The sequence below is a fragment of the Lentzea sp. genome (genome assembly GCF_035525475.1).
Taxonomy (GTDB): Bacteria; Actinomycetota; Actinomycetes; order Mycobacteriales; family Pseudonocardiaceae; genus Lentzea.
Map to the genome: position 1 here is coordinate 1 of NZ_DATLEC010000211.1, position 5,743 is coordinate 5,743.

Consider the following 5,743-nt stretch of genomic DNA (forward strand, 5'->3'; position numbering starts at 1 on the left):
CTTGTCGCGGGCGCTGTTGTCGCGCTTGAGCGGGCGCCGTTCGCGCTCGTCGGCTTCGGGGTCGGTGAACAACCCGAGATCGTCGCTCACACCTCGTCCTTTCGGGCGGCCACAATCCGTGCCCGTGCGTCCAGCCAAGACTGCAGGATCTCGACAGCGGCAGCCTGGTCGACCACGGCACGCTGCTTCTTGCCCTTCACACCGCGCTGTGCCAGCACCCGGCTCACCACGACCGTCGTCAGTCGTTCGTCGCTGAACCGGACCGGCACCGGAGCGATGCGTTCGGCCAGGGCGGCAGCGTACGCGGTGGCCGCTTCCGCTGCCGGACCGTGCCGACCCGCCAGTGTCTTGGGCAGACCGACCACGACCTCGACCACGTCATGCTCGGCCACGAGACGTACGAGCTCGGTGAGGTCCGAGCCGCCCTTCTCGTCACGCTGCAGGGTAACCAGCGGAGTCGCCAGAAACGCCGACGGATCGCTGAGAGAAATTCCCACACGAACCGATCCGACGTCGACGCCGAGCCTCCTTCCGAGGCCCGGATCGCCGACACCAGTTGAATCAGCGCTGCTCAAGCACCTTGTCCAGTTCGTTCGTGAGAGCCGTGATGGCTTCGGGAACACCGGCCGGGTTCGTGCCGCCACCCTGGGCCAGGTCCGGCTTGCCGCCACCGCGGGCGGCGATGGCCGGGCCGAACACCGGGACGAGCTTGCCGGCGGCGAGCCCCAGGTCGCGGGCGGCGGACGTCGTGGCGACCACGAAGCTCACCTTGTCGCCGTCGACCGAGAACAGGGCCACCACACCGGGCTTGTTCCCGAGGCGGTTGCGGACCTCGCCGCCGAGGGTGCGCAGGTCGTTGCCCGACACGCCCTCCAGGCCGAGGGCCACGAGCGACAGGCCGCGGACGTCGAGGGCCTTGTCGGCCAGCGATCCGGCGTTGCCGAGCAGCTGGGCGGCGCGGACCTTCTCGAGCTCCTTCTCGGCGGACTTCAGGCGCTCGACCAGGGACTCGATCCGCTCGGGCAGGCCGTCGGAGCCGACCTTGAGCATGTCGGAGAGGTTCTGCACGATGGCGCGTTCCTTGGCCAGGAACCGCATGGCCTCGATGCCGACGTAGGCCTCGAGACGGCGCACGCCAGAGCCGACCGACGACTCGCCGAGCAGCGTGATCGGGCCGATCTGCGACGAGTGCTCGACGTGCGTGCCACCGCAGAGCTCGCGCGACCACGGGCCGCCGATCTCGACGACGCGCACGGTCTCGTCGTAGGTCTCGCCGAAGAGGGCGACGGCACCCATGTCCTGGGCACCGGCCATGTCCGTGTACACGACGGAGACCGGCAGGTCCTTGCGCACGGCCAGGTTCGAGACCTCTTCGATCTCGGAGCGGGCCTCGCCGGACAGGCCGCCGGTCCAGGCGAAGTCGAGGCGCAGGTAGCCGGGCTTGTTGTACGAACCGCTCTGCAGGGCCGACGGGCCGAGCACCTGGCGCAGGGCGGCGTGCACGACGTGCGTGCCCGAGTGGCCCTGGCGGGCGCCGACGCGCCACTCCTGGTCGACGCGGGCTTCGACGTGCTCGCCCTCGGCGATCTCACCGGAGCGGACGCGCACCTGGTGCACCCACAGCTTGCGGGCGACCTTCTGCACGTCGAGCACTTCCAGCTCGGCGTTGCCCGTGACGATCGTGCCGGCGTCGGACTCCTGGCCACCGGACTCGGCGTAGAGCGGCGTGCGGTCGAGGACGACCTCGACGATGTCGCCTTCCTTGGCGCTCTTGACCCGCTGGCCATTGAGCACGATGCCGCGCAGCGTGGCTTCGGAGGCGAGCTCGGTGTAGCCGGTGAACTCGGTCGGGCCCTGCTCCAGCAGCTCGCGGTACACCGACTGGTCGCCGTGGCCGGTCTTCTTGCCGGCGGCGTCGGCCTTGGCGCGGGCGCGCTGCTCGGCCATCAGCTTGCGGAAGCCGTCCTCGTCCACGGACAGGCCGGCCTCGGAGGCCATCTCCAGCGTCAGGTCGATCGGGAAGCCGTACGTGTCGTGCAGCTGGAAGGCCTTGTCGCCGGGCAGCGTGGCGCGACCGTCCGACTTCACCTCGGCGGCGGCACCCTCGAAGATCCGCGAACCGGCGTCGAGCGTGCGGAGGAACGTGTCCTCCTCGGCCTTGAGCACCTGCTGGATGCGGGCGAACCCGCTGACCAGCTCGGGGTAGGCCTCGCCCATGGAGTCGCGGACGACCTCGGCGAACTGCTGCAGCACCGGCTCGGTCACGCCGAGCAGGCGCGAGCTGCGGACGATGCGGCGCAGCAGGCGGCGCAGCACGTAGCCCCGGGCCTCGTTGCCGGGCGTGACGCCGTCGCCGACCAGCATGACGCCGGAGCGGGCGTGGTCGGCGATCACGCGGAAGCGGACGTCGTCGACCTCGCTGGCGCCGTACTTCCGGCCCGACAGCTGCTCGGCCTTGGAGATGACGGCGCGGACCAGGTCCGTCTCGTAGACGTTGTCGACGCCCTGCAGCAGGTAGGCGACGCGCTCGACCCCCATGCCGGTGTCGATGTTCCTGGCGGGCAGGGACCCGATCGGCTTGTGGCCCTCCTTGGGGCTCAGCTCGCCGCGGACGTCCTGCATGAAGACCAGGTTCCAGATCTCCAGGTAGCGGTCCTCGTCGACGACGGGGCCACCCTCCTGGCCGTACTCGGGGCCGCGGTCGAAGTAGATCTCCGAGCAGGGACCGCCGGGACCGGGCACGCCCATGTCCCAGTAGTTGTCCTTGCCGTCACGGCGCTGGATGCGCTCGGTCGGCAGGCCGGCGACCTTCTGCCACAGCTCGATGGCCTCGTCGTCGTTCTGGTAGACGGTGACCCAGATGCGCTCGGGGTCGAAACCGTAGCCGCCGTCGTCCTGCGAACCGGTGACCAGGTCCCAGGCGAACCGGATGGCGTCTTCCTTGAAGTAGTCGCCGATCGAGAAGTTGCCGGCCATCTGGAAGAACGTGAGGTGGCGGGTCGTCTTGCCGACCTCGTCGATGTCCGGCGTGCGCACGCACTTCTGGATGCTCGTCATCCGCGGGGCGGGCGGCGGGGCCTCGCCGAGGAAGTACGGCTTGAACGGCACCATGCCGGCGTTGACGAACAGCAGGTTCGGGTCGTCGAGCAGGAGCGAGGAGGACGGGATGAACTTGTGCCCGTTGCGCTCGAAGTGCTCGCGGAAACGCTTGATGATCTCGTGGGTCTGCACGGGAGGGTCCTTGCTGCTTGCTGGGGAAGGTCAGGGCACGACTGCGGGGCGAACGACTAGTGCTTGCCGTTCGCCCTGGGCGCTCGGCGCCCCGGCGTGAATCCCGTCTGACGTTCCACGGTCTCCTGCAACTCCTGCTCCCGTTCGGCCATTCCCGCGCGCACCTCTGCCCCGAAGGAGCCGATGGCGCCCGCGAGCTCACGCAGGCCGTCACCCACGTTAGCGCCGATGCCGGCGGGAGTCGCCTGCTTTGCGACCTCGGAGGCCTTCTTCGCGGCGAACAGCCCTGCCGCGGCACCCAGCCCGAACCAGAAGAGACGGCTCATCGCGACCCCCGCCTCAACCGGCGCTTGGAGTGCTTGTTGGGCTGCTCGGCGGCCTTGCGGCGCGCCTTGACGGCCTTGCTCACGCCGTAGGACAGCGCGGCGGCCTTGACCAGCGGACCGCCGAGCGTGGCGGTGAAGAGGCTGGTGAGCGCGGAGACGTTGCCCGTGACGGCGCGCGCGTTCGCGGTGATGCCGTCGACGCGCTCGAGCTGCGTGTTCACGTGCGTGAGCGTCGTGTTGGCCTCGGTGAACAGCGGGTCCGTGTTCTCGTGCGCCTTGCGCATCGCGATCGTCGCTTCGTCGAAGAAGCGCGCGGCCTTGAAAGCCGGGATCGCCAGCAGCAGCACGAGCAGCACGAAGGCACCGGCGGCGAGCCACCCTGGCGACACAGATCCTCCTGGTGAACCGGTGTTCTGGCTTGATCGGGCATGAGATTACCGGGTGGGTCGGACACTCCACCGATCGGCACCATTTGTTGATCTTCAGCGACCGGTGGCGCCGTCGATCTGCTCGCGAATGATGTCGGCGTGGCCCGCGTGGCGGGCCGTCTCGGTGGTCATGTGCGCGAGGAGCCACCGCAACGACTTGCGCGTGCCGTCGACCGGGACGGCCATGAGCGCCTCGGGGTCGCCCGCGGCCTCGATCGCCCGGTCGCTGTCGGCGATGGCCGCGCGGTACTCGCCGATCACCTCGGCGGTGGCCCGGCCGAGCGGGACGGTCATGCCCAGCTCGGCCTCCTCCGACCACTCCCCGCCGGCGAGGTGGTGGCCGAACCACCCGCGTTCGGCCTCCGCGAGGTGCTGGACCAGCCCGAGGACGGACGTGCCGCTGTCCACCAGCCGCCGGCGGAGCTGCTCGTCGGTGAGGCCTTCCGCCTTCTTGAGCACGCAGTGGCGCTGGAACTTCAGGAAGGCGTGCGCGACGTCCAACTCGCCCGTGTCGACGCGGGGCACCGGTTCGCGCTGGGTCTCCGCCATGGCGCCAACCGTACGGGAGTGTGAGGAATGCTCATTGACGGCTGCCGTCACAGCCTGTGAAATACCGGTCACACAGGGCTTGACACCGCAGCCTCGCGCCCTGGCGGTCAGGCAATCCCTCTTCTCGCAGGAGGCTTCGTGAAGCCGGTGTCGCACCTGGACTCCTACCGCAGGCACACCAGGGCGGACGCTCCCCCGGTCCCGGACCTCGGCGAGCCGTGGGAGGCGCGTCTCGCCGGTGCCGACGGCTACGACCTGGAGCTGGTCCACCGCTGGAACCAGGCCCCGCACGTGGCGGCGTTCTGGCGGCGGGCCTGGCCGCTGCCGCGGTGGGAGCGGCGGCTCGCGGACCACCTGGCCGGCGACGACGTGCGGCCGTTGCTGATCAGCTGGCACGGCCGCCCGGTGATCTACGCCGAGGTGTACCGGGCGGCCCGCGACGCGCTGGCCCAGTGCTACCAGGCGCGGCCGCACGACCTCGGCCTGGACCTCGCGGTCGGCGACCTCGCGCTGACCGACCGCGGCCTGGTGCGCTCGCTGCTCCCCCGGCTCACCGACGCGCTGTTCGAGGCCGACCCGCACTGCACGCGGATCGTGGTGGAGCCGGACGTGCGCAACGTGCGCGCCATCAGGTCGTTCGAGGCCGGCGGTTTCGTGGCCGCGGACGAGATCATGCTGTCCGGCAAGCTCGCACTGCTGATGGTCTGCCGTCGCTAGAAGGCGGTGATGTCCTGCGGTGCGCGTTCCTTGCGGCTGAGCGCACGCACCACGTCGATCGCACTGTGCTTGTTGAGCGCCATGCGGGTCAGCAGGTCGATCACCGTCTCGGTGACGCGGCGCGGGAACTCGGGCGTGTCCACGCCGACACTGACCGCGAGGTCGTCGGAGTGCACGACGAGCTCCATCAGCCGGCTCACCAGGTACTCGTCCAGCGGCAGCGCCCACGGTCCCCAGTGCGGCATCCGGACCGGCCGGTTCTCGCTGCCCGGCAGCGTCTTCTCCAGGTCCTGGACCGTCCGCCCGACCTCGTCGCACAGCGCGGCGTGACCGGCCCCGGCGAGCTTCTCGCCGCCCGCGCGGATGCGGGTGTGGAAGTCGGACTCGAGGTCCAGCTCGGTCCAGTTCGCCCGCGCGTAGTGCTCCATCAGCGGCACGACCGGCTCGTCGCCCACGGGCGTGGAGATCATCGACGGCAGGGGCAGGACCTGG

At 70.2% G+C, this 5,743-nt stretch carries 7 protein-coding genes; 1 reads left to right on the forward strand and 6 read right to left on the reverse strand.

Features of this window, described 5'->3' with window-relative positions:
* Window positions 1–86: 86 nt before the first annotated feature.
* The 5 genes from ruvX to VM306_RS32540 all read right to left on the reverse strand — a co-directional run bounded on the left by ruvX (window position 87) and on the right by VM306_RS32540 (window position 4,534).
* Window positions 87–575: a Holliday junction resolvase RuvX gene (gene ruvX / locus VM306_RS32520; protein ID WP_325521660.1), complete on the reverse strand. Its 489-nt coding sequence runs from the start codon at window positions 573–575 to the stop codon at window positions 87–89.
* Entirely contained in the window at window positions 562–3,231 is a 2,670-nt protein-coding gene (gene alaS / locus VM306_RS32525) for an alanine--tRNA ligase (protein ID WP_325521662.1), read from the reverse strand. The genes ruvX and alaS overlap by 14 nt, the downstream gene beginning before the upstream one ends.
* 56 nt (window positions 3,232–3,287) lie before the next feature.
* Entirely contained in the window at window positions 3,288–3,557 is a 270-nt protein-coding gene (locus VM306_RS32530) for a hypothetical protein (protein ID WP_325521664.1), read from the reverse strand.
* Window positions 3,554–3,946: a DUF948 domain-containing protein gene (locus VM306_RS32535; RefSeq protein ID WP_325521666.1), complete on the reverse strand. Its 393-nt coding sequence runs from the start codon at window positions 3,944–3,946 to the stop codon at window positions 3,554–3,556. The genes VM306_RS32530 and VM306_RS32535 overlap by 4 nt, the downstream gene beginning before the upstream one ends.
* A gap of 93 nt (window positions 3,947–4,039) precedes the next feature.
* On the reverse strand, window positions 4,040–4,534 hold the full coding sequence (locus tag VM306_RS32540; RefSeq protein WP_325521668.1) for a DinB family protein: 495 nt from the start codon (window positions 4,532–4,534) through the stop codon (window positions 4,040–4,042).
* A gap of 138 nt (window positions 4,535–4,672) precedes the next feature.
* Here VM306_RS32540 and VM306_RS32545 point away from each other — a divergent pair, with 138 nt between their 5' ends.
* Window positions 4,673–5,251: a GNAT family N-acetyltransferase gene (locus VM306_RS32545; protein WP_325521670.1), complete on the forward strand. Its 579-nt coding sequence runs from the start codon at window positions 4,673–4,675 to the stop codon at window positions 5,249–5,251.
* Here VM306_RS32545 and VM306_RS32550 read toward each other — a convergent pair.
* The coding region (locus tag VM306_RS32550) for a maleylpyruvate isomerase N-terminal domain-containing protein (RefSeq protein WP_325521672.1) at window positions 5,248–5,743 on the reverse strand (496 nt) is incomplete at its 5' end. The genes VM306_RS32545 and VM306_RS32550 overlap by 4 nt on opposite strands.

What these genes read in the sequence shown, in the direction of transcription:
- VM306_RS32540 (WP_325521668.1), bottom strand. Translation starts at nt 4,534, where the DNA reads ATGGCGGAGACCCAGCGCGAACCGGTGCCCCGCGTCGACACGGGCGAG.
- VM306_RS32530 (WP_325521664.1), bottom strand. Translation starts at nt 3,557, where the DNA reads ATGAGCCGTCTCTTCTGGTTCGGGCTGGGTGCCGCGGCAGGGCTGTTC.